This window comes from Pseudomonas sp. NPDC087615, from assembly GCF_044743445.1.
GTDB classification, from domain to species: Bacteria; Pseudomonadota; Gammaproteobacteria; order Pseudomonadales; family Pseudomonadaceae; genus Aquipseudomonas; species Aquipseudomonas baetica_A.
Genome location: NZ_JBIUWM010000042.1, coordinates 1 through 22,174 on the forward strand (window position 1 = coordinate 1; position 22,174 = coordinate 22,174).

17 protein-coding genes and 1 pseudogene are annotated in these 22,174 nt (G+C 59.9%); 7 read left to right on the plus strand and 11 right to left on the minus strand.

Features of this window, described 5'->3' with window-relative positions; translation table 11 throughout:
• Window positions 1-415: 415 nt before the first annotated feature.
• From ACIOU6_RS19715 to ACIOU6_RS19750, 8 genes and pseudogenes are all read right to left on the minus strand, one after another.
• Entirely contained in the window at window positions 416-1,984 is a 1,569-nt protein-coding gene (locus ACIOU6_RS19715; protein ID WP_401138676.1) for an AAA family ATPase, read from the minus strand.
• 10 nt (window positions 1,985-1,994) lie between these two features.
• Complete coding sequence (aroB, locus tag ACIOU6_RS19720) at window positions 1,995-3,095, minus strand: 3-dehydroquinate synthase (RefSeq protein ID WP_401138677.1); 1,101 nt, start codon at window positions 3,093-3,095, stop codon at window positions 1,995-1,997.
• 152 nt (window positions 3,096-3,247) lie between these two features.
• Window positions 3,248-3,766, minus strand: coding sequence for a shikimate kinase AroK (gene aroK, locus ACIOU6_RS19725; RefSeq protein WP_221731302.1), 519 nt, complete (start codon window positions 3,764-3,766; stop codon window positions 3,248-3,250).
• Window positions 3,767-3,770: 4 nt separating this feature from the next.
• Window positions 3,771-5,852, minus strand: a pseudogene (gene pilQ / locus ACIOU6_RS19730) (type IV pilus secretin PilQ).
• A gap of 13 nt (window positions 5,853-5,865) precedes the next feature.
• Window positions 5,866-6,393: a pilus assembly protein PilP gene (locus ACIOU6_RS19735; protein ID WP_221731304.1), complete on the minus strand. Its 528-nt coding sequence runs from the start codon at window positions 6,391-6,393 to the stop codon at window positions 5,866-5,868.
• Window positions 6,390-7,013 (minus strand): type 4a pilus biogenesis protein PilO, encoded by a 624-nt coding sequence (gene pilO, locus ACIOU6_RS19740; RefSeq protein WP_401138678.1) that lies wholly within the window; start codon window positions 7,011-7,013, stop codon window positions 6,390-6,392. Before pilO ends, ACIOU6_RS19735 begins: the two co-directional genes overlap by 4 nt.
• Window positions 7,010-7,576, minus strand: coding sequence for a PilN domain-containing protein (locus ACIOU6_RS19745; RefSeq protein ID WP_401138679.1), 567 nt, complete (start codon window positions 7,574-7,576; stop codon window positions 7,010-7,012). The genes pilO and ACIOU6_RS19745 overlap by 4 nt, the downstream gene beginning before the upstream one ends.
• Window positions 7,576-8,640 (minus strand): pilus assembly protein PilM, encoded by a 1,065-nt coding sequence (locus tag ACIOU6_RS19750; RefSeq protein ID WP_221731307.1) that lies wholly within the window; start codon window positions 8,638-8,640, stop codon window positions 7,576-7,578. Before ACIOU6_RS19750 ends, ACIOU6_RS19745 begins: the two co-directional genes overlap by 1 nt.
• 219 nt (window positions 8,641-8,859) lie before the next feature.
• On the opposite strand from ACIOU6_RS19750, the gene ACIOU6_RS19755 reads away from it, so the two are divergent.
• Window positions 8,860-11,304, plus strand: coding sequence for a penicillin-binding protein 1A (locus ACIOU6_RS19755; RefSeq protein ID WP_401138692.1), 2,445 nt, complete (start codon window positions 8,860-8,862; stop codon window positions 11,302-11,304).
• A 239-nt stretch (window positions 11,305-11,543) separates the two neighbouring features.
• On the opposite strand, the gene ACIOU6_RS19760 is transcribed toward ACIOU6_RS19755, so the two are convergent.
• The 3 genes from ACIOU6_RS19760 to rpmE all read right to left on the minus strand — a co-directional run bounded on the left by ACIOU6_RS19760 (window position 11,544) and on the right by rpmE (window position 14,038).
• On the minus strand, window positions 11,544-12,812 hold the full coding sequence (locus ACIOU6_RS19760; RefSeq protein ID WP_221731309.1) for a malic enzyme-like NAD(P)-binding protein: 1,269 nt from the start codon (window positions 12,810-12,812) through the stop codon (window positions 11,544-11,546).
• A gap of 183 nt (window positions 12,813-12,995) precedes the next feature.
• Window positions 12,996-13,796: a thermonuclease family protein gene (locus ACIOU6_RS19765; protein WP_401138680.1), complete on the minus strand. Its 801-nt coding sequence runs from the start codon at window positions 13,794-13,796 to the stop codon at window positions 12,996-12,998.
• Between the two features lie 14 nt (window positions 13,797-13,810).
• On the minus strand, window positions 13,811-14,038 hold the full coding sequence (rpmE, locus tag ACIOU6_RS19770; protein WP_123530569.1) for a 50S ribosomal protein L31: 228 nt from the start codon (window positions 14,036-14,038) through the stop codon (window positions 13,811-13,813).
• Between the two features lie 285 nt (window positions 14,039-14,323).
• On the opposite strand from rpmE, the gene ACIOU6_RS19775 reads away from it, so the two are divergent.
• The 6 genes from ACIOU6_RS19775 to ACIOU6_RS19800 all read left to right on the plus strand — a co-directional run bounded on the left by ACIOU6_RS19775 (window position 14,324) and on the right by ACIOU6_RS19800 (window position 21,920).
• Window positions 14,324-16,543, plus strand: a complete 2,220-nt coding sequence (locus ACIOU6_RS19775) for a primosomal protein N' (protein ID WP_401138681.1) — start codon at window positions 14,324-14,326, stop codon at window positions 16,541-16,543.
• A gap of 239 nt (window positions 16,544-16,782) precedes the next feature.
• Window positions 16,783-18,519 (plus strand): arginine--tRNA ligase, encoded by a 1,737-nt coding sequence (argS, locus tag ACIOU6_RS19780; RefSeq protein ID WP_401138682.1) that lies wholly within the window; start codon window positions 16,783-16,785, stop codon window positions 18,517-18,519.
• A gap of 1 nt (window position 18,520) precedes the next feature.
• Window positions 18,521-19,234 (plus strand): SPOR domain-containing protein, encoded by a 714-nt coding sequence (locus tag ACIOU6_RS19785; RefSeq protein ID WP_221731313.1) that lies wholly within the window; start codon window positions 18,521-18,523, stop codon window positions 19,232-19,234.
• A gap of 232 nt (window positions 19,235-19,466) precedes the next feature.
• On the plus strand, window positions 19,467-20,003 hold the full coding sequence (gene hslV, locus ACIOU6_RS19790) for an ATP-dependent protease subunit HslV (protein ID WP_003220875.1): 537 nt from the start codon (window positions 19,467-19,469) through the stop codon (window positions 20,001-20,003).
• 48 nt (window positions 20,004-20,051) lie between these two features.
• Window positions 20,052-21,389, plus strand: a complete 1,338-nt coding sequence (gene hslU / locus ACIOU6_RS19795) for an ATP-dependent protease ATPase subunit HslU (RefSeq protein ID WP_221731314.1) — start codon at window positions 20,052-20,054, stop codon at window positions 21,387-21,389.
• Between the two features lie 153 nt (window positions 21,390-21,542).
• Window positions 21,543-21,920, plus strand: a complete 378-nt coding sequence (locus ACIOU6_RS19800) for a gamma-butyrobetaine hydroxylase-like domain-containing protein (RefSeq protein ID WP_221731315.1) — start codon at window positions 21,543-21,545, stop codon at window positions 21,918-21,920.
• The last annotated feature ends 254 nt before the right edge of the window (window positions 21,921-22,174 follow it).

Below are 22,174 nucleotides of genomic sequence, written 5' to 3' on the forward strand. Positions count from 1 at the left end.
ATGGGCGATCAGGCCCACACCCCAGTTATCCTTGAATTCATCTGGTTGGTACAGACCTGCTTTCATAGACACTTTCTCACCAGGCTGCCTCTTTTCGAGGCAAATTTCTTTTCAATTCAACCACTTGCGTTCCGCGCCGAACGTACGCCGGCTTAGCGGGGGCAAAAGGGTGGTCATTGTACACAGCGACACAGAGGCTCACAAATTTGACGACGAAATGTCGCAAATTCATGTCGCATTTGTGAAAGGTTTAAAGCGATCTGCTGTGCTAGTCAAAACTTTTTTAATTTTGACCGCAACGACTCAAAGACTACTGTGACGCAGACACCACAAGGCACGCGACCTGAAAGGACGCGCGCACTCGTAGAAATTTTGAGGTGCTTGGAGAGGCGGCCTGGGTAAGGCCGCCGAATCTTCAGCGAGTTGTTGCCAGTTCCTGTTGGACGCTGGCGACAGTGCGAGGCCAAGGTTTACCAGCCTGAACCTTCGCTGGCAAGGCCTTGATGGCAGAAACAGCCGCGTCACGATTGGCGAAGTTGCCGTAGGTGATCACGTAAAGAGGCTTGCCGTTGAGCATTTTCTTGAAATAACGGTACTCGCCGCCCTGCTCTTTGACGAAGTTCTGTGCGCTCGTTTCGGAGCTGGTGCCGAGGATCTGCACCACGTAGTTGCCCGTCGGTTGACCGGCGTACCAGCTACCACCGGCGGCTTTGGCGACAGTAACCGGCTTCTCGGCCGGTTTAGCGGCGGCGATTGGCTTGGCAGGCGCTGGAGCCGGTTTGGCTGCTGGCGCTGCCGGAGCAGGCTTGGCAGTAGCCACTTGCGTCGGTGCCGGTGCCGGCGTCGGTGCAGGACCGGCCGGAACACCCGCCGGTGGCGCCGAAGTGGTCACGGTTGGCGGCGTATCGCTGGAGCCTTCCAATGGCACGCCGTCGTCGCCTTCGGTGATACCGCCAGCCGCTTCGGCCAATGGGCCGCGCATGACGGGTTGCGAGTTGCCGACCAGCGGCAACGGCATCGGCTGTGTATTACCGGCGAATTCGACGGCTGGAGCACCGCCATTCGCTGCGCCCTGACCCAATGGCAGTTGTGCCTGTTCATTGGCTGGCGCGCCTGTGGTTGGTGCCTTGCTGCGACCCGGCATCAACCAGGCGGCGGCAACCGCGACCACAACGACGGCAGAAATCGCCAATACGTGTTTCTTCGGCATGTTAAACCCCATACTTGGACGCTTGACCGCAGAGCGGCTGGCAATCATGACTTCGATCAGAGCATCGCGAGCGACCTGGTTGATGTTACCCGGCCAACCCTCGGCGCTTTCGTGAATATCAGAGATCTGATCCGCGGTGAAAAGTTCGACACCCCGGCCTGCCCCTTCGAGCCGTTGGTCGAGATACTCGCGGGTCTCTTCTTCGGTGTACGGCTGCAGTTCGATGACGTGGAAGCGTTCTTCCTCGAGCTGCAAGGCCTCGAGTTGAGCGATCAGCGACGATTCACCGAACAGGAATACATGCGGGCGACCTTCCGGCGCGCCGGCACCCAGTGCCATCAGCGCATCGAGGGCCGATTCGTCGAGTTGCTCGGCATCGTCCACCAGCAGATAGACTTCCTGGCCGGTCAGCGCGAGTTGCACCACCTGATCCAGAATCGCACCAACATCGGCCTGAGCGACGTTCAGCGCCTGAGCCACCTGGCGCAGCACACCAGCCGCATCACCAGCACCGCGGGCAGAAACCACCACGCTCTGCACAGATTGTTTGTTGGTGCTGGCGACCAGCGCCTGACGCAGCAGGGTCTTGCCGCTGCCTTCCGGGCCGGTGACCACCAGCAGCAACTGGCTGTAACGCGCCAGATGATGCAATTGTCCCAGCACCGGTTTGCGCTGGGCGGGGAAGAACTTGAAGCCCGGCACCCGCGGGGCGAAGGGGTCGTGACTTAACTGAAAATGGCCGAGGAACGCCTCGTCGGCATGCAAACTAGTCATCGGAATCTTATTAACCTTTAAGCTGTGCCAAGGCGCGGTAATCCGCTCTCAGCGTGGCCTGTAGAACCTCTTTCGGATAATCGTCGGTCACTACCGCTTCGCCCATTCGGCGCAGCAACACCAGGCGCAGACGACCGTCGATCACTTTTTTGTCGATTGCCATGTGTTGAAGAAAATCGGCTTCGGTCATTTCAGTAGGCGGGATCACGGGCAGACCTGAACGCTGGAACAGACGAATACCGCGATCACGCTCCTGCTCGCTGATCCAGCCCAGACGCGCGGACATTTCCAGCGCCATCACGGTGCCAGCCGCGACCGCCTCACCATGCAGCCAGACACCATAGCCCATGTGAGTCTCGATAGCGTGACCGAAGGTGTGGCCGAGGTTGAGCGTGGCGCGCACCCCGGTTTCCTTCTCGTCGGCGCCGACCACCGCAGCCTTGGCTGCGCAGGAACGCTCGATAGCGTAGGTCAGGGCTTTTTGATCCAGCGAGCGCAGGGCGTCTACATTGTCTTCGAGCCAAGTCAGAAACGGCTCGTCGCAAATCAGGCCGTACTTGATGACTTCCGCCAGCCCCGCCGACAATTCGCGCTCGGGCAGCGTCTTCAGGGAAGCGGTATCGATCAGCACCACGTTCGGCTGATAGAACGCGCCAACCATGTTCTTGCCCAGCGGATGATTGATACCGGTCTTGCCGCCCACCGACGAATCGACCTGGGACAGCAAAGTGGTGGGAATCTGGATGAAATCGACACCGCGCTGATAGCAGGCAGCGGCGAAACCGGCCATGTCGCCGATCACACCGCCGCCAAGAGCGATAACGGTCGTGCGGCGGTCATGACGGGCGGTTAGCAGGCCGTCGAAGATCAGTTGCAGGGTTTCCAAGTTCTTGAAGGCTTCGCCGTCGGGCAACACCACGGAAATTACCGAGAACTGCGCCAGGCTGCGGGTCAGACGCTCGAGATAGAGCGGCGCAACGGTCTCATTGGAGATGATTGCCACCTGCCGCCCGTGAATATGCGGAGCCAGCAGTTGCGGCTGATCCAACAAACCTTCGCCAATATGAATCGGGTAGCTGCGCTCGCCTAGATCGACCTTGAGTGTCTGCATGTGTCCCCACAGTGAAGATGGAAGCAGGCGTCCTGCCCTGAATTATTGGTTGTCTGCGGCCTATAGCGGGTATGACGCCGCTCGCACGCCATCCGCCACAACCTCGACGGGCTGTGACAGGACGCCGAGGATAGCGCATTTCGGGCGATGCTTTAACGGGGTGGAAGCTGCGCCAGGCGATCGAGAATGTCGAGCACCACCATGCGTGGCGGCCGTTCGTCGGTTTCCACCACCAGATCGGCGATTTCCCGATAAAGAGGATCACGGATCGCGAGCAGGTCTCGCAGGGTTTTCGCCGGATCAGCGGTGCGCAGCAACGGCCGATTGCGATCGCGGGAGGTGCGGCCAACCTGCTGTTCGACAGAGGCGTGCAAATACACCACACGCCCGCCGTCATGGAGGGCCTTGCGATTGGCATCGCGCATGACTGCGCCACCGCCGGTCGCCAACACCACGCCATCGAACCCGCACAGTTCGGCGATCATCGCCTGCTCACGGTCGCGAAAGCCCGGCTCGCCTTCCTTGTCGAAGATCCACGGGATATTGGCGCCCGTGCGCAGTTCAATTTCCTTGTCGGAATCTTTGAACGGCAGGCGCAGCTCTTTGGCCAGCAACCGGCCGATGGTGCTTTTTCCAGCGCCCATCGGTCCTACAAGAATCAAATTTCGCACAGAATCAACGACTCACAGCAATCGCCTGGTTATTCATGATACGCGGAGTGAGAAATACCAGCAGCTCGGATTTTTTATCCGAAACCAATTATCGCCGTAAATTGCGGCAAATTTACGGCACATCGCCAAGAAATGGCACCTTATCTACGACCTTGCTTTGAGTATTTGAGAAAACGCCCCCAATCACGATGGTTTCGCCGTCATTGACCAGCACTTTGGCGTTGACCTCGTTCTTTTTGATTGGCGGTACATCCTGCACTTTGTTCAGGTAGTCCGGTTCGTCCTTGGTGACCTTGACCTCCATGATGATGCGGTTGTCCGGCGTGATCTGTGGCGTCACCTCCAGCGACAGCGAAGCCTCCTTGAACGACACCGAGGTAGCGCCGCTGGAGCTGGCTTCCTGGTAGGGAATTTCGGTGCCTTTGAGGATCTTGGCGGTTTCCTTGTCGGAGGTGACGACTTTCGGTTGCGAGACGATTTCGCCGTTGCCGGTTTTTTCCATGGCCGTCAGCTCAAGATCGAGCAACACGTTGTCAGTAATAAAAGCGATACCAATCCCGGACGTGTTGTTGACGGTGCCCATGTCGACGAACGGCGAGTTGGTGCTGGTGCTGCCCGGCGTTCCGATGGTGGTGGAAGAACCGTTGCTCACACCAGACGTGTTCCAGTTGCCCTTGTTCTGGATGGAGCCGCCCCAGCGCACGCCCAGGCTTTTGTCGTAATCGACGTTGGCCTCAACGATTCGCGCCTCGATCATCACCTGCCGCACCGGAATATCCAGTTGCGCCACGATCCGCCGCAGTTCATCAAGACGATCCTGAGTCTGGTAGGCAATGATGTTATTGGTGCGTTCATCGACGGTGATCGAACCGCGCTCGTCGATTTTCGCTTCGGCGCTGGTCACCGACTGGAACAGCTTGGCGATGTCCGCGGCCTTGGCGTAGTTCACCTGTAGCAGTTCACGGCGCAACGGTGCCAATTCGGCGATCTGCCTCTGCGATTCCAGCTCTTGGCGCTCACGGGCGGCGATCTCATCGGCCGGAGCCACCAGCAGCACATTGCCGATCTTGCGTTTATCCAGCCCTTTGGTTTTCAACACCAGATCCAGTGCCTGGTCCCACGGCACATTTTGCAGGCGCAAGGTGATGCCGCCCTGCACCGTATCGCTGGCCACGAGATTGAGGTTGGTGAAATCAGCGATCAGTTGCAGCACCGAACGCACATCGATGTCCTGAAAATTCAGCGAGAGTTTTTCGCCGGTGTAGGCCTGACGGTCGGCGTTGCGTTTTTGCAGGTCGTCCATCGTCATCGGACGAATGCTGACGGTCAGCTTGTTGTCGGTCTGGAATGTGGAGTAATCGAAAGTGCCGCTGGGCTCGATGGTGATGATTGCGCGATCGCCGGTCGCGACAGCATTGACGAACTGCACAGGCGTGGCGAAATCCTTGACGTCGAGGCGCACCCGCAACTTGTCGGGTAACTGGGTGCGGGCGAAGCTGAGGATGACTTTGCCATCATGCTCCTGGATATCCGGGGCGATGGTCGGGTCAGACAGGTCGATGACCACGTTGCCCTCGCCTGCGGTACCGCGCTGGAAATCAACCCCGCGAATGGCTCGGGCCTTCGCGACGAACGCCGTGGCGGGAGGCGCCGCCGTGGTCACACGCGGCGCTGCAACAGCTGCGGGACGCGGCATGGCCGCTGGAGCACCCTGACCTACCAGCACGAACAGATTGTTACCCTCGACCCGCGTACTGTAAGGCGCAAGCTGCGTCAGGCTGACGATCAGCCGCGTGCGATCCTTGGCTTCAACCACCGTGGCCGTACGCGCATTGCCGCGGCCCAGATCGAGATTCTTTTTGGCCAACTGGCTGGCTACACCGGGCAAATCCAGGGCGATCCGTGCCGGGGATTCGGTGGTGTAGCCCTTGGGTTGCGGTGGAGGGCCGTCGAACGACAGCTTCAATTCGATGCGATCACCCGGCAATGCCGCCACGTCCAGCGTCTTCAGATTGGCCGCGAGTACCATCGGCGACATCAGCGCTATCCATAGCGAAAAACCGACGGTGGAGAAAATCCTGTTCATTATTCGACTTCCACTATGAGTGCTCTTTCAAAGGAATGGTGCGTGGACGCTCCAGCCAGGCGCCTTCGCCGTCGGGCACGATTTCGATCACATCGACCTGAGTGGCACTGATGGCAACGATGCGCCCGTCGTTGCGCCCCAGGTAATCGCCGACCTTCAAGCGATGCACCCCGCCCGCCCCACGCAATAGCGCAAAGGCGCGGTTGGCATTGGAGATCGTGCCGACCATTTCAAACTGCTCGATGTTGAAGCCTTCGAGGTATTGCCTGACCCGGTTCGGGTCCGGTTTGACGTTGCGCGAACCGTGCTTCTGGCCGGCCAGATCGACACGCACCTGACGTGAGAACGGACTGCGCAGATTGGCAGCGCTATACGTGAATTTCGGGTAAGTGCGGAATGTCGGCGTGGGTTCAATCTTGCCCGCCGGGCGCAGACGTACTTCATTCATATAGGCGTCGAGGTCACTGAAACCTTCGCTGCCGCCACACCCGCTCAATGCCAGCAGCGCCGCCGACAGCGCGAGATAACGAGTCAGGGTCATTTCTGCAGCCCCTTGTCGTTATAGCGGTAAGTCTTGGCGAGAATGCTCATGCGCAACTTCGACCCACCTCCCTTATTGGCCGGCGCCAGTTCGAAATCATGCAGAGTGACAATGCGCGGCAACCCGGCCACTCCGCTGACGAAAGTGGCAAGATCGTGATAGGAGCCCGTGACGGTAATCTGGATCGGCAGTTCGATGTAGAACGGCTGAGTGACTTCCGGCAGCAGCTTGATCTCCTCGAACTCCAGGCCGCTACCCAATCCCGTGCGGGTGATGTCTTCCAGTAAACCCGGCACCTCAGTGTCACTCGGCAATTGCCGCAGCAACACGCCGAAGGAGTTTTCCATTTCCTTCATCTGTTGGATGTACAACTCGAGATTGGCCGAAAGATGCGCCTTGCTGGCGAACTGCTCCTTGAGCGCGGCCTCCTCCAGGCGCTTGGCTTCGAGTTGGTTTTCCATGTCGCTGATGAAAAAGTTATAGCCAAACGCCAATACCAGAACCATCAACAGCGCGCCGGCGATGGCCTTCACCGCGGCCGGCCAGGAACCGATGTTGCTGGTGTCCAGGTCGTTGAAATCGACGTTGCGCAGACTCTCCAGCCATTCGGACGGCTTCATTGCTCGCCCTCCAGCGTCTTCGGCTGGGTCTGACGAACTGTCAGTTGAAAGACGTTGGCCTGTTCCACCTGGTCGGCTGAAGCTGCCTTCACTTCGTTCAGACTCGGCGCTTCGAACCAATCGGACGCCTCCAGATTGCGCATCAACTCGGAAACACGATTGTTCGACTCCGCCGCCCCACTGATCGACAGGGTTTTACCAGCCATTTTCACGTCAGTGAAATACACGCCATCGGGCAAAGTGCGCGCCAGTTGATCGAAAATCCGCCCGATGACCTGCCGATTGCCCTGCAAGTCCTGGATGATGTTCATGCGCTCGAGCAATTGCTGGCGATGGGCCTTAAGCTCGCTGATTTGCTTGATCCGCTCGTCGACTAAGGCAATCTGTTTGCCGATGTAGTCGTTACGGGCCACTTGCCGGGCGATGGCAGTATTGATGATCTGATCAGCGATAAACACTGCGCCCACAGAGCCGACCAACACGCCCGTCAGCACCAGCAGGAAGCGTTTGCGCTGCGCTTCGCGGCGCTCCTCACGCCAGGGTAAAAGGTTGATCCGCGCCATCAGTCGAAACTCCTGAGCGCGAGCCCGCAGGCAATCATCAGGGCCGGCGCGTCACTGGCAAGGGCCCCGGCGTTGACCTTGCTGCTCAAGGCCATGTCGGAAAACGGGTTGGCCACCTGAGTCGGCGTATCGAGGCGCTGCTCGATCAATCTATCCAGACCCGACACCGATGCGGTGCCGCCGGCCAGCAGAATGTGATCGACCGCGTTGTACTGCCCTGAGGCGAAGAAGAACTGCAACGAACGCGAAACCTGCTGCACCAGCGCTTCACGAAACGGCTGCAACACTTCGCTGACATAGTCGTCGGGAAGGCCACCCTGTTTCTTCGCCAGCCCCGCCTGCTCGACGGTCAGGCCATAGCGACGCTGGATTTCCTCGGTCAGTTGACGACCGCCGAACAATTGCTCACGGGTGTAGATGATCTTGCCGTTGTACAGAACGCTGAGGGTGGTCATGGTTGCGCCGATGTCGACCACCGCCACGGTCAGGCGCTCCTGAGAGACGGCCAGTTGCGTCGCGAGCAGGCCGAACGAGCGTTCCAGCGCATACGCCTCGACGTCCACCACGCGAGCCGTCAGCCCAGCGAGCGCGAGGGCTGCTTCACGGACTTCGACGTTCTCCTTTCGGCAGGCGGCGAGCAACACATTGACTCGCTCGGGGTTGCGCGGCGACACGCCCTGGACTTCAAAGTCGATAGCAACCTCGTCCAGCGGATAGGGAATGTATTGGTCAGCTTCGATCTTCAGCTGGTTTTCCAGCTCGTCGTCTGACAGTCCGGCGTCCATTTCGATGATTTTGGTGATGACCGCGGAACCGGCCACCGCCACCGCCACGCTCTTGTTACTGGTGCGCGCCTTGACCAGCACTCGGCTCAGCGCCTGGCCGACACCTTCGAGCTCGGCGATGTTTTTCTCGACCACAGCGTTAGCTGGCAACGGCTCCACCGCGTATGCCTCGACCCGGTAGCGGTCACCTTGACGGCTCAATTCCAGCAGCTTCACCGACGTGGAGCTGATGTCGATCCCCAGTAACGTATTGGCCTTTTTATTGAAGAGTCCCAGCACTACCAATTCCCTATGACTTTCCGTGAGTTACGGACTCTGTAATACGCATTGCGTTCCTTCACCCCTTCTTGACAGAAGCGCCAATGACGCCTCCGGCAGAAAAGTGCTTATAATGCCCAGCGATTTTTTCCGCTTTTTACTGCCAGCGCGGGCCGTTCTGTGTATAGCCGGAACCCCGTCGCCAAATTCATTCTTTGCCCTGGATGTCCAAAAGCCTTGATTCGTCTGCTGAAATTTTTCGGTTGGTCCATCGTCGCCGTTTTCTGCGGACTGCTATTAGGTCTCAGCGGCGCGTATCTTTACCTTAGTCCGGGTTTGCCATCTGTGGAGGCGCTGAGAAGCATTCAGTTGCAGATTCCACTCCGGGTCTACAGCAGCGACAACAAGTTGATCGCAGAATTTGGCGAAATGCGCCGGACTCCGATCCGTTTCGCCGACATTCCCCCCAACTTCATTAATGCGTTACTAAGTGCTGAAGACGACAATTTCGCCAATCACTACGGTGTCGATCCGAGCAGCCTGATGCGCGCCGCGACGCAATTGGTCAAAAGCGGCCACATTCAGTCCGGCGGCAGCACCATCACCATGCAGGTGGCGAAGAACTTCTTCCTGAGCAGCGAACGCAGCTTCTCGCGCAAAACCACCGAGATCTTGCTGGCCCTGCAAATCGAACGACAGCTGACCAAGGACGAGATTCTTGAGCTGTATGTGAACAAGATCTATCTGGGCAACCGCGCCTACGGCATTGAGGCGGCGGCGCAGGTGTATTACGGCAAGTCGATCCGCGACATCAGCCTGGCGCAAATGGCAATGATCGCCGGCCTGCCGAAAGCCCCGTCGCGCTTCAACCCGCTGGCGAACCCGGTGCGCAGCAAAGAACGCCGCGACTGGATCCTGGGGCGCATGTACAAACTCGGCAAGATCAGCGAGGCGGACTACACCGCCGCGATCAATGAACCACTGAACGCCAGCTATCACGTACCGACGCCAGAAGTGAACGCGCCGTACATCGCCGAAATGGCCCGCGCCGAAATGGTCGGCCGCTATGGGAGCGACGCCTACACCGAAGGCTTCCGCGTCACCACCACGGTGCCAAGCAACCTGCAGGAAATGGCCAATACTGCGCTGCACGAAGGTTTGATGACCTACGACCAGCGTCATGGTTACCGCGGGCCTGAATCGCGCCTGCCGGGCAAGACCCATGAGGCGTGGGCCAACGAACTGACCAAGCAGCGCACCATCAGCAGCCTGGAACCTGCGATCGTCACCCAGGTCGACAAGAATGGCCTGCAAGTGCTGACCCGTACCGGTGAAGAACATGTCGCCTGGGACACCATGAAATGGGCGCGGCCGTTCCTCAACACCAACAGCATGGGCGCCAACCCGCGTCAGCCGTCGGATGTCGCGCAGGTCGGTGATCTGGTTCGCGTACAGCGCCAGAAGAACAATTCGCTGAAATTCAGCCAGATTCCGCAAGCGCAAGGTGCGCTGGTGTCGCTGGATCCACAGAACGGTGCGATTCGCTCCCTGGTCGGTGGTTTCGCCTTCGAGCAGAGCAACTACAACCGCGCCATGCAGGCCAAGCGTCAGCCAGGGTCAAGCTTCAAGCCGTTCGTCTACAGTGCGGCGCTGGATAGCGGTTATACCGCCGCCAGCCTGGTGAACGACGCACCGATCGTTTTCGTCGACGAATACATGGACAAGGTCTGGCGACCAAAGAACGACAACAACACGTTCCTGGGTCCGATCCGTCTGCGCGAGGGGTTGTACAAGTCACGCAACCTCGTGTCGATCCGTTTGCTGCAGGCGATGGGCGTCGGCAAGACCATTGACTACATCACCCGCTTCGGCTTCAACAAGCAGGATCTGCCGCCGAACCTGTCTCTGGCGCTGGGCACCGCAACCCTGACGCCGATGGAGATCGCTACCGGTTGGAGCACGTTCGCCAACGGTGGCTACAAGATCACTCCGTATCTCATCGACAAGATTGAGAGCCGCAATGGCGACACGCTATTCGTCGCCAACCCGCCAACCGTGCCGCAGGGCGGCTCGGCCACGGACGGCATCGCGGCGCCGGCCACTCAACCGCTTACCGTCAACACGGCGCCGGTTCCGGGCGAGTCCGCAGACAACGCAGCAGCACCGCAAGTGCCGGCAGTGGCCGAGCGGATCGTCGATGGTCGTACTACTTACATCCTCAACAGCATGTTGCAGGACGTGATCAAGCTCGGCACCGGCCGTCGCGCACTGGCCATGGGTCGCAGCGACATCGCCGGTAAAACCGGTACGACCAACGAATCGAAAGATGCCTGGTTCTCTGGCTACAACGCCGATTACGTGACCACGGTCTGGACAGGCTTCGATCAGCCGGAAAGCCTCGGCCGCCGTGAATTCGGTGGCACGGTGGCGCTGCCAATCTGGATGAACTACATGTCGGCTGCGCTGAAGGACAAGCCGCCGCATGTGCAGCCTGAACCGGAAGGCATTCTAAGCCTGCGGGTTGATCCGGTCAGCGGCCGTGCGGCGACGCCGAGCACGCCTGGGGCGTACTTCGAGCTGTTCAAGGCTGAAGACACACCGCCGTCGGTGAATGAGCTGGGCAATGGCACTGCGCCGGGCAGCCCATTGCCGGCGGATGAGCAGGCGCCGATCGACCTGTTCTGATCCTGATCTGCCAAAAAGCCCCGCCTTCGATTGAAATGCGGGGCTTTTTATTGCCTGCCATCTGAGATATTGGCTGCGCTGACGCCTTCGCGAGCAGGCTCGTTCCCACAGGGGAATGCATTTCAAGGTGGGAACGAGCCTGCTCGCGAAGAGGCACTGAGCCACATCACAAAACCGCCAGACATAAAAAAGCCCCGACTCTTGCGAGTCGGGGCTTTTGGTTGAAGCGCTACAACGACTTAGCCGTTGAACACGTCATCGACGCTTTTCAGCGGGTAGTTCTTCGGATACGGCAGGGTTGCCACACCGGTCTCGATGGCAGCTTTGGCCACGGCATCGGAGATCAGGGTGATCAGGCGCTGGTCCATTGGCTTCGGAATGATGTACTCACGACCGAATGTCAGCGGGGCACCACCGTAGGCATCGCACACGTCTTGAGGGACTGGCAGTTTGGCCAGTTCACGCAGGGCGTTGGCAGCAGCCACTTTCATTTCTTCGTTGATGCGCTTGGCGCGAACGTCCAGGGCACCACGGAAGATGAACGGGAAGCCCAGTACGTTGTTGACCTGGTTCGGGTAGTCCGAACGGCCGGTGGCCATGATCACGTCGTTACGGGTGGCGTGAGCCAGTTCCGGGGAGATTTCCGGATCCGGGTTCGAGCACGCGAACACGATCGGGTTGGCCGCCATCGACAGCAGGCCTTCAGCGCTCAGCAGGTTCGGTCCGGACAGACCAACGAACACATCAGCGCCTTTCAGAGCGTCAGCCAGGGTGCGCTTCTCGGTGGCGTGGGCGAACACGGCTTTGTACTGGTTCAGGTCGTCACGGCCGGAGTGAATCACGCCAGTACGGTCAACCATGAAGATGTTTTCGATGCTTGCGCCCATGCTCACCAGCAACTTCATGCAGGAGATGGCAGCAGCACCAGCGCCCAGGCAGACGATCTTGGCGTCAGCCAGGGTTTTGCCAGCGATTTCCAGGGCGTTGATCATGCCTGCAGCGGTCACGATTGCAGTGCCGTGCTGGTCATCGTGGAACACCGGAATGTCGCACTGCTCGATCAGAGCGCGTTCGATCTCAAAGCACTCGGGTGCCTTGATGTCTTCCAGGTTGATGCCACCGAAGGTGATGGAGATGCGCTTGACGGTGTCGATGAAGGCTTGCGGGCTTTCGGAGTCGACTTCGATGTCGAAAACGTCGATGCCAGCGAAGCGCTTGAACAGTACGCCTTTACCTTCCATTACAGGCTTGGAAGCCAATGGGCCGAGGTTGCCCAGGCCGAGAATCGCGGTGCCATCGGAAATGACTGCAACCAGGTTGCCCTTGCCGGTGTACTTGTAGGCCAGTTCAGGATCGCGAGCGATCTCACGCACTGGTTCAGCTACGCCGGGGCTGTAGGCCAGCGACAGGTCGCGGGCGGTAGCAGTGGCCTTGGTGAGCTCGACACTCAGCTTCCCCGGACGAGGATTGGCATGATATTCGAGAGCGGCAGTTTTCAGATCAGACATTTTGGCATTCCGCTTTTTTACTGTTGGACAGACTGGTCAGCGAGGATACGCGCCTCGCAAAGTCCCCACAAGACTGAGCAGTCACCCCTGTCAAGCGCCCCGCACTACGACTTTGGGCCAAGAGCCACGGCGGACAAGGGCTTGACTGTTCACAATCAACAGAAAAAATGTCTACAACTTTACTCAGCGAACGCGTTGCAACATCGACGGATCGGTCAGTGGCAGTAGCCAACGCGGCTGACCCGGTTGCAACCCACCGCGACGCGAACGATCAACCATCCAGCCACGAGCCTCGATCTGCTTGTCCTTCAGCGCTTGCAGGCGAGCATTGTCAAATTGTCCGACCAGATTGGGTGCAACGCGCAATACAACTGCGCCCTGCAACTCGATCCAGATTCCGCCTCGATTGCGTTGCACCTTGCTCACACGACCACTGACCACCGTGAAACCCGAGCGCTGGATCTGCTCCGCTTTCAGTACAGGTGATTGCCGCCAGAGGCCTCGCCCAGCCTGTCGCGCGCTGCGCTCGGCGGCTTGCTGACAGGCCACCAGATCGACATTCGGTGCCACGGCGACCTGAAAACCGAGGCCGTCGGCGAGCATTTGCGCTTCAAGATTGGCGCCGCTGACACTATAGAGGTGAGCGAGCGTACGACCGTAATGGTCTTTCGCTTGCTTGCCGGGGAGCAAACCGACACGTCCGCCACTGCCAGCCACCAACGCTTCGAGGCGCTTGCGTGCCGCCACGGCTAACGGTTCGTCGCTGCGACCCTGCCTACCCAGTTCAGGCGTGTTGAGACCAATCATGCGTACGCTGCGCCCGTCGCTCAGGCGCACGGTATCGCCATCGACCACGCGCTGCACTGCCACGGTAGTCAGCCCCGAGGGCGCAGGACAGAAGGCTTGCGCTGCGGACAGCCAAATCGCGGACACAAAAAAGGCGCCCGCGAGGGACGCCTTTTTCAGCAGTGAGGAACAGCCCACCGGGCTCTTCAACCTTACTCTGCAGCAGCAGGTTTCTTGCCGAAAGCACCGAAACGGTCGGCGAAGCGCTGAACGCGGCCGCCAGTGTCCAGAGTCTTTTGCTTACCGGTGTAGAACGGGTGGCATTCGTTGCAAACGTCGATCGACAGGGCCTTGCCGAAGGTCGAACGAGTTTCGAATTTGTTGCCGCAGCTGCAGGTAACAGCGATTTCTGGGTAGTTCGGGTGGATATCAGCTTTCATGGTGTCTTCCTCAGCTAGCGTGCCGCCATCCAACACTATTGTTGAATACCGCACGTAATTAGGCCGCGGATTCTACCAGACAATGTCAATCGTGCAAGCTGTCCCTTAGACCGACCGTCTGCTAGGCTCCCGGCCTCGAACACATTCTCCTGCGGGAGCGGGCTTGCTCGCGAAGACGGCGTCTCACCCAATATTACGGCGCCTGACACACCGCCTTCGCGAGCAAGCCCGCTCCCACAATTGATCTGCGCTCGCCCTTCTTTTGTGCTGATAGAGACCCCCCGCGTGCCCGACGCCATTCTGCGCCTCGCCCTGCCTTCGCCCTTGCGCCGCCTGTTCGACTATCGAGCCCCGGCCGGCGTGCTGCGCGCCCAGTTACAACCGGGCATGCGTCTGCGGGTGCCGTTCGGCCGGCGGGAGATGATCGGGATTCTGGTCGAGGTCACTGACACCAGCGAAGTACCGGTGGAAAAACTCAAACCGGCATTGGCCCTGCTCGATACCACGCCGCCACTGCCACCGGCGCTGTTCAAGCTGTGCCTGTGGACGTCGCAGTATTATCAGCACAGCCTTGGCGACACTCTGAGCTGGGCGTTGCCGGTGCTGTTGCGTCAGGGCGAACTGGCCGAAGCCCGACAGGAACGCTTCTGGTCGATCACCCCCGGCGCCAGCCTCGATGATCCGCGTGTCGCACGCGCCCCGCGCCAACGTGAGGCACTGGCCACCCTGGCCCAACACCCGCACGGCGTTGCCCATCAGTTGCTGAGCAAGCTGATGCTGAGCAAGGACAGCCTCGATTTGTTGCTGGCCAAGAATCTGGTGCAAGTCGAAATCCGCCGGCATGCACCCGGTGCACGCCACGAGCACTGGCTCGCGCAGCCGGAATTACCGCTCAACACTGAGCAACGCGCCGCGTATGAAGCGATTCGCGCAGGTTTTGACAGTTATCACGCGTTTCTGCTGGCCGGTGTCACCGGCAGCGGCAAGACCGAAGTCTATTTGCAACTGATCCGCGAAACCCTCGAAGCTGGCAAGCAGGCGCTGGTGCTGATCCCGGAGATCAACCTCGGCCCGCAAACCCTGGCGCGGTTCGAGCAGCGCTTCAATGCGCGCATCGCCCTGCTGCATTCGGCGGTCAATGATCGCGAGCGCCTCGACGCCTGGCTTGCCGCCCGCGATGGCGAGGCCGACATTATTATCGGCACCCGTTCGGCGCTGTTCACCCCGATGAAAAACCCGGGCCTGATCATCATCGACGAGGAGCATGACGGTTCTTATAAACAGCAGGAAGGCCTGCGCTATCACGCCCGCGACCTTGCGCTGGTGCGCGCGCGACAGGAAAACATTCCGATCGTCCTGGGTTCGGCCACGCCTTCGCTGGAAAGTCTGCACAACGCCTACACCGGTCGGTACGGCCTCCTACGACTGAATGAGCGCGCCGGCGGTGCCAAGCAGCCACGCTTCCTGCGCCTGGATGTAAAAAGTCGTCCGCTGGACAGCGGCATTTCCGGCCCGATGCAGCAAGCTATCGGCCAGACGCTCGCCAATGGCCAGCAGGTATTGGTGTTCCTCAACCGTCGAGGTTTTGCGCCGACGCTGCTCTGTCACGATTGCGGCTGGATGTCCGAATGTTCGCGGTGCGACGCGCGGATGACCGTGCACCAGCGTCACGGCGAACTGCGCTGCCACCATTGCGGTTACGTCGAACGCGTGCCGCGCCAGTGCCCCAAGTGCAACAAGGTTGATCTGCGCCCCGTAGGTGCCGGTACCGAGCGTGCTGAAGAACGGCTGGCGATTCTGTTCCCCGATTACCCGGTGCTGCGCGTTGACCGCGACAGCACTTCGCGCAAGGACGCGATGAACCAGTTATTTGCGACGATTCAGAAGGGCCAGCCGTGCATTCTGGTCGGCACGCAGATGCTGGCCAAGGGGCACCACTTTCCGCGAGTAACGCTGGTGTCGATTCTCGATGCCGACGGCGGGCTGTTCTCCGGCGACTTCCGCGCCAGCGAGCGAATGGCGCAGTTGATCGTTCAGGTTGCCGGGCGTGCCGGACGAGCGGAAGAGCCGGGCAAAGTGATCATCCAGACGCACTTGGCCGACCATCCTTTATTAGTGCAACTGACCGAGCAGGGTTACTTCGCTTTCGCCGAACAGGCGTTGAGCGAGCGCCGCGCCGCCGGCTTACCGCCGTTTGCGCATTTGGCGCTGTTGCGCGCCGAAGCGCATAAGCCGGGGCAGGCCGAAGGCTTTCTCGATGAGGCATGCAGCGAGGCCGAACGTTTGTTGGCTGAGCAGAATCTGAGCGGGATCGAATTGCTCGGGCCGGTGCCGGCACCGATGGAACGGAGGGCGGGGCGCTACCGTGCGCAACTACTTTTACAGGCGACAGCGAGGGGACCACTGCATCGGTTGCTCGCCAGTTGGTTGCTGGTGCTGGAGCAGATGCCGAGTGGGCGGGCGGTGCGCTGGTCGCTGGATGTCGATCCCGTGGATCTGTATTGACCTGAAGATCGCCTTCGCGAGCAGGCTCGCTCCCACATTGGATCTGCGGCGTTCATACATTATGTGTCTGGCACCGATCCCTTGCGGGAGCGGGCTTGCTCGCGAAAAGGCCCGAATTGTCACCACATATCCATAAGCTGCCTGCTAAGGTTGGCAAGCCCGTCTTCGCAACGGATAATGCCCAGTTTTTCCACCCGCGCATCGATGCGCCGCCGCGCTTGCGGTCGAAAGAGAAGACCATGAAAGACACCATCCGCCAGCTGATCCAACAAGCCCTCACCCAACTCGTCAACGAAGGTGTGTTGCCTGAAGGCCTGACGCCGGCGATTCAGGTGGAGAACGCCCGCGACAAGACCCACGGCGACTTCGCCAGCAACATCGCCATGATGCTGGCCAAGCCAGCGGGCATGAAGCCACGCGACCTGGCGGAAAAAATCATCGCCGCGCTGCCGGCCGACGAGAACGTCACCAAAGCGGAAATCGCCGGCCCCGGCTTCATCAACTTCTTCCAGAACACTCAGGCCCTGGCCAACCGCCTCGACGCCGCGCTGGCTGACGCCCATGTTGGCGTGCGCAAGGCCGGCACTGCGCAGCGCACCGTGGTCGACCTGTCGGCACCCAACCTCGCCAAGGAAATGCACGTCGGCCACTTGCGCTCGACCATCATCGGCGACGGTGTGGCCCGTGTTCTTGAGTTCCTTGGCGACGACGTGATCCGTCAGAACCACGTAGGCGACTGGGGCACCCAGTTCGGCATGCTGATGGCTTACTTGCAAGAAAACCCGATCACCAGCGATGAGCTGTCGGATCTGGAAAACTTCTACCGCGCCGCCAAGCAGCGTTTCGATGAATCCGAAGCGTTCGCCGACCGCGCCCGTGGCCTGGTGGTCAAGTTGCAGGCCGGCGATGCCGAGTGCCTGGCGCTGTGGACCAAGTTCAAGGACATCTCGCTGTCGCACTGCCAGAAGATCTACGAACTGCTCAACGTCAAACTGACCATGGCCGACGTGATGGGCGAAAGCGCCTACAACGACGACCTGATCAACGTGGTCAACGACCTGAAAGCCGCCGGCATGCTGGTCGAGAGTAACGGCGCTCAGTGCGTGTTCCTCGACGAATTCAAGAACGCCGACGGCGAGCCGCTGCCGGTGATCATCGTCAAGGCCGACGGCGGTTACCTGTACGCCACCACTGACCTGGCGGCCGTGCGCTACCGCAGTGGCAAATTGAAGGCTGATCGCGCGCTGTACTTCGTCGACCAGCGTCAGGCCCTGCACTTCCAGCAAGTGTTCGCCGTGGCGCGCAAAGCCGGTTTCGTGACCCATCCGATGGAGATGGAACACATGGGCTTCGGCACCATGAACGGCGCCGATGGCCGTCCGTTCAAGACCCGTGACGGCGGCACCGTGAAGCTGATCGACCTGCTGACCAAAGCCCAGGAACGCGCCTACAGCCTGGTCAAAGAGAAGAACCCGACGCTGGCCGAAGACGAGTTGCGCAACATCGCCAAAGTGGTCGGCATCGGCGCGGTGAAATACGCCGACCTGTCGAAGCACCGCACCAGCGACTACAGCTTCAACTTCGACTTGATGCTCAATTTCGAAGGCAACACCGCGCCATACCTGCTGTACGCTTACACCCGCGTGGCCGGCGTGTTCCGCAAACTGGGCAAGGACTTCAGCGAAGTCGACGGTCAGATCGTTCTGGAAGCGGCGCACGAGCAAGAGCTGGCGGCGAAGCTGGCGCAGTTCGGCGAAGTGCTGAACAACGTGTCCGACAAAGGCACGCCGCACATTCTCTGCACCTACCTGTACGACGTTGCCGGCCTGTTCTCCAGCTTCTACGAGAACTGCCCGATCCTCGCTGCCGAGACGCCAGCACAGATGCAGAGCCGTCTGCGTCTGGCCGCGCTGACCGGCCGCACCCTCAAGCAAGGCCTGGAGCTGTTGGGTCTGGAAACTCTGGAGCGTATGTAAGTTGGCTGCCAAGAAAAAACCTGCACCCAAGCGTGGCGCCAGCCGTTACCAAGCCCCTGCGAAGCAACCGATTCCGGGCTGGCTGTGGATGGCCATCGGCCTGACGGTCGGTGCGTTCATCGTGTTCCTGATGAAACTGGAACCGGGCAAGGGCAGCGACACGGTCAAGCGTGAGAAGGTCGAACAACAGCAGCAGAGAGCGTCGAAAATCGCCGAGGCCAACAAGACCCCGCCGAGCCCGACGCAGCCCGTGAAGCCGAAGTACGACTTCTACACCCTGCTGCCGGAATCGGAAGTGATCGTACCGCCCGACGCCGTGCCGGAGAAAACCCTGCCGACGCCACAAGTGCCGACCATCCCGACGACGCCGGTAACACCTGCCGAAGCGGCGAAGATCGACACAGCACGAGCTCAGGCAGCGCTGGCCGGGATTACCCCGCCGCCAGCCCCCCCCGTGAGCAAAGCGGCGCCGGTGACCAAGTTCTTCCTGCAGGCCGGTTCGTTCCGCAAGGAAACCGATGCGGACAAGGTGCGCGCGCAAATCATCCTGCTGGGTCAGTCGGTGGCCGTTGAGTCCGGCACCGTGAAGGATGAAACCTGGTATCGCGTATTGGTCGGTCCGTTCAGCAACCGCGAACAACTGACCACGGCCCAGAAGCAACTGGCCGGCGCTGGCTTTAGCAACCTGTTGTTACAACAACGCCAGAACCGCTGATCCCATCAGCGGTACCGCGTCATCACTCTTCGCGAGCAAGCCCGCTTCCACAGGATCTGCGCTAACCCTGTGGGAGCGGGCTTGCTCGCGAAGGTGTCATGGCTGACACCCCATAATCCTGATACGCCCTCGCCGTTCGTCCCCCTGCGCCCTCCCCGGTTGAAATCCGCTTCACCACCCCCATATGAATGGGCATAAGGCATTTTCGCCCCGCAGTGTGGAGACTCTTCCCTTGACCACCATCGTTTCAGTCCGCCGCCACGGCAAAGTCGTCATGGGCGGCGACGGCCAGGTTTCTCTCGGCAACACCGTGATGAAAGGCAACGCCAAGAAAGTTCGTCGCCTGTACCACGGCCAGGTCATCGCCGGTTTTGCCGGTGCCACCGCTGACGCCTTTACCCTCTTTGAACGTTTCGAAGGCCAGCTTGAGAAACATCAGGGCCACCTGATCCGCGCCGCCGTCGAACTTGCCAAAGAATGGCGCACCGACCGCTCCCTCAGCCGCCTCGAAGCCATGCTCGCGGTCGCCAACAAGGATGCCTCGTTGATCATCACCGGTAACGGTGACGTGGTCGAACCTGAAAATGGCCTCATCGCCATGGGTTCCGGTGGCGGTTACGCCCAGGCTGCGGCCAGCGCGCTGCTGAAAAAGACCGACCTGTCGGCCCGTGAAATCGTCGAAACCGCTTTGGGTATCGCCGCCGACATCTGTGTATTCACCAACCACACTCAGACCATTGAGGAGCAGGATCTCGCTGAAGAAGCCTGATACGGCCCCTGTGCCACGGCTTTTTTTGCTTGAGGACCGCCAATTATTATGTCCATGACTCCCCGCGAAATCGTCCACGAACTCAACCGCCACATCATCGGCCAGGACGATGCCAAGCGCGCCGTCGCGATTGCCCTGCGCAACCGCTGGCGTCGGATGCAGTTGCCTGAAGAGCTGCGTGTTGAAGTGACACCGAAGAACATCCTGATGATCGGCCCGACCGGCGTCGGTAAAACCGAGATCGCCCGTCGCTTGGCGAAACTGGCCAACGCGCCGTTCATCAAGGTCGAAGCGACCAAGTTCACCGAAGTTGGCTATGTCGGCCGCGACGTCGAATCGATCATCCGCGACCTGGCTGACGCGGCGATCAAGATGCTGCGCGAGCAGGAAATGACCCGCGTGCGCCACCGCGCTGAAGACGCCGCCGAGGACCGCATCCTCGATGCGTTGTTGCCACCGGCGCGCATGGGCTTCAGCAACGAAGAAGCGCCAAGCTCCGATTCCAACACCCGTCAGCTGTTCCGCAAGCGTCTGCGCGAAGGCCAACTGGATGACAAGGAAATCGAAATCGAAGTCGCCGAAGTGGCCGGCATCGAGATCGCCACGCCGCCAGGCATGGAAGAAATGACCAACCAGTTGCAGTCCCTGTTCGCCAACATGGGCAAGGGCAAGAAGAAGTCCCGCAAGCTCAAGGTCAAAGAAGCGCTGAAACTGGTACGCGACGAAGAAGCCGGGCGTCTGGTCAACGAAGAAGAGTTGAAGGCCAAGGCTCTGGAAGCCGTTGAGCAGCACGGCATCGTGTTCATCGACGAGATCGATAAGGTGGCCAAGCGCGGCAATGTCGGCGGCGCCGATGTCTCCCGTGAAGGTGTGCAGCGCGACCTGCTGCCGCTGATCGAAGGCTGCACCGTCAACACCAAGCTGGGCATGGTCAAGACCGATCACATCCTGTTCATCGCCTCCGGTGCATTCCACCTGAGCAAACCGAGCGATCTGGTGCCCGAGCTGCAAGGTCGTCTGCCGATCCGCGTCGAACTCAAGGCCCTGAGCCCGGAAGATTTCGAGCGCATCCTCAGCGAACCGCACGCCTCGCTCACCGAGCAATACTGCGCGCTGCTGAAAACCGAAGGCCTGAACATCGAGTTCCAGCCCGAAGGCATCAAGCGCATCGCCGAGATCGCCTGGCAGGTCAACGAGAAGACCGAAAACATCGGTGCCCGTCGTCTGCACACTCTGCTTGAGCGTCTGCTCGAAGAGGTGTCGTTCAGTGCCGGCGATATGGCCAGCACCCATGATGAAAAGCCGATCCTGATCGACGCGGCGTACGTCAACAGCCACCTCGGCGAATTGGCGCAGAACGAAGACCTGTCCCGTTATATCCTGTAAGCCATACTTACAGCGGTAGCGGACCCTGTGGGAGCGGGCTTGCTCGCGAAGAGGTCGTGCCAGTCGACATCAATGTTGGCTGACACACCGCTTTCGCGAGCAAGCCCGCTCCCACATTTGAATCAGGGTCGCCCACACAACGGACGCCAGACCATGACCTCAATTCCCACCGACATCAAACTGCACAAAGCCTCGAAAACCCTGACGCTCACCTACGCGTCCGGCGAGGAATTCACCCTGCCCGCCGAATTCCTGCGTGTGCATTCCCCCTCCGCCGAGGTCCAGGGCCACGGCAAACCCATCCTGCAATTCGGCAAGCTCAACGTTGGCTTGAGCAAGCTGGAACCGGCCGGTCACTACGCACTGAAACTGACCTTCGACGACGGCCACGACAGCGGCTTGTTCACTTGGGAATATCTCTATGAGCTGGGGCGACGTCATGACGCACTCTGGGCCGATTATCTGGCTGAGCTCAAAGCGGCCGGAAAAACCCGCGATCCGGATCAGTCGATCGTCAAGCTGATGCTCTAGTCCCAGCGTCTTGCTCTTTAGAGGGCATTTTCTAAATTCATCTGTTTGAATGCTCTGCTGCGGCGTCGAGGATCGGCCCGCTTGCGAAAAAAATTAAACTCGGGTAACCAATGGAGCTGGCAAGTTCCCTGCAGTGCTCTACGACTGTAAAGCAGCTATGCAGAATTAACGGTCACCCGAGCAGTAGTACCTGGCATTGGCTGTGGAACTGCACAGCAGAAAACCGGGTACTCGTCTCAGGACAATGGAGCGTC

Excerpts from the sequence above, each read along its gene's own strand:
- ACIOU6_RS19745 (WP_401138679.1), bottom strand. The coding sequence starts at position 7,576 with ATGGCGCGGATCAACCTTTTACCCTGGCGTGAGGAGCGCCGCGAAGCG.
- pilO (WP_401138678.1), bottom strand. The coding sequence starts at position 7,013 with ATGAAGCCGTCCGAATGGCTGGAGAGTCTGCGCAACGTCGATTTCAAC.
- ACIOU6_RS19760 (WP_221731309.1), bottom strand. The coding sequence starts at position 12,812 with ATGTCTGATCTGAAAACTGCCGCTCTCGAATATCATGCCAATCCTCGT.
- ACIOU6_RS19800 (WP_221731315.1), top strand. The coding sequence starts at position 21,543 with ATGACCTCAATTCCCACCGACATCAAACTGCACAAAGCCTCGAAAACC.
- ACIOU6_RS19735 (WP_221731304.1), bottom strand. The coding sequence starts at position 6,393 with ATGACCCTGACTCGTTATCTCGCGCTGTCGGCGGCGCTGCTGGCATTG.
- ACIOU6_RS19715 (WP_401138676.1), bottom strand. The coding sequence starts at position 1,984 with ATGACTAGTTTGCATGCCGACGAGGCGTTCCTCGGCCATTTTCAGTTA.
- hslU (WP_221731314.1), top strand. The coding sequence starts at position 20,052 with ATGTCCATGACTCCCCGCGAAATCGTCCACGAACTCAACCGCCACATC.
- aroB (WP_401138677.1), bottom strand. The coding sequence starts at position 3,095 with ATGCAGACACTCAAGGTCGATCTAGGCGAGCGCAGCTACCCGATTCAT.
- argS (WP_401138682.1), top strand. The coding sequence starts at position 16,783 with ATGAAAGACACCATCCGCCAGCTGATCCAACAAGCCCTCACCCAACTC.
- rpmE (WP_123530569.1), bottom strand. The coding sequence starts at position 14,038 with ATGAAAGCTGATATCCACCCGAACTACCCAGAAATCGCTGTTACCTGC.